The sequence below is a fragment of the Planomonospora algeriensis genome (assembly GCF_977012225.1).
In genome coordinates, this window is the sequence record NZ_CDRNDK010000878.1 from 1 (window position 1) to 1,268 (window position 1,268).

Annotated in this window: 1 protein-coding gene; it reads right to left on the reverse strand. The window is 69.6% G+C overall.

The genetic code is table 11. The annotated features are described in order from the left end of the window. Nucleotides 1-1,113 (reverse strand): ISAs1 family transposase (locus tag ACWJ6R_RS36585; protein ID WP_449066585.1); only part of this gene is annotated, 1,113 nt, incomplete at its 3' end. Between the last annotated feature and the right edge of the window lie 155 nt (nt 1,114-1,268).

Genomic DNA, 1,268 nt, shown 5'->3' on the forward strand with positions numbered 1-1,268 from the left:
GTAGCTGCGCATCGTGGCCAGGATGGACGGGGCCGAGGCGGTGCGGACGCGGCAGCGGTCCTCGCCGAAGGTCACGTCCCGAACATAATGATCTTGATTTTCGATCGACCACTCGCCTCTGGCGAGCTCGGCCAGGCGGCGGGGACCGGCCAGGTCGGCGCTCAGGCTGGTGACGCCCAGCACCGCCACGGCCGAGACCGGCTTCCAATCCAGGTCGTAGACGTAACGCTCGATGAGGAAGACCTGCTTGACATGCGGGAAGCGGATGCCGGGCGGGGCGGCCATCACCTGGATGGTGCGGATCTCGGTACGGCCGTGGCCGCGGTCGTAGGTGCTCCATCCGATCGGCACGTCCCTCCAGGCCAAGGCGTCGAGCTGGTCGAACAGGCCGGGCTGGTTGCCGCCGACCGGCAGAACGTAGAACGCTCCGCGATCGTGCAGGTAGCGGGCATGGGAGCGCTGGGTGTGCATCCGGTCGGCGCTGATCACCACATTGGTCAGACTCGGCAGCTGGTCCAGCAGCGGGGCGAAGGCGGTGATCTCGTTGCTCTTGGAGCCGACGTCGAGGGTGGCGACCATGAGGGCGTCGGCGGCCAGCTGCGCGCCGAGCCGGTGCCGGGCGGGCCGGTCTGCGCCTGCGCTGCCGCGCGCCGTCTTGCCGTCGACGGTCATCGGGATCAGCTCATCGGGGTCGTCGTACAGCTCAGCCAGCTGGCCGGCGCGGTGGGCGGCGTAGGCGGCGTCCACGGCTGCGGCGTTGACCTGGGCGATCGTGCGGCACACGGTGTCGGGGTGCGGGGCGGTGAACTCGCCGGTCCGCCGGTCGCGGCGGGCCCCGAGCCGGGCCAGGACCTCCTGCGGCGCGTGGGTGATCCAGTGCCGGATCCCGGCGTAGGAGGTGGCTCCGGACACGATCGCGGCCTGGACCAGGGCCAGGATCGCTGTCAGCGGGTGGCGGCGTCCACGCGGGTCGCGGGGATCGGGGATCTGTGCCCACACCTGGCGAAGGTCGGTCATGTCCGCGGTCTCCGCCTCGTAGGAGAGTTCGCGCTGGTCAATGTCGCTGACGATGGTGGTGATGGCGGACAGGACGGGCGGCATGACACACTGCACGGACAACGAGGCTCCGGTAGATCGGATTGGCGTGAGAACCGCCGTTCTACGGGGCCTTGTTGCATTCCAGGCCATCGCCACGCCGTACGCGATCAAGCCGTGACCTGCACCGGCTCACCCGCTCGTCTCAACATCCGAGAACTCCGTCAGCCCTG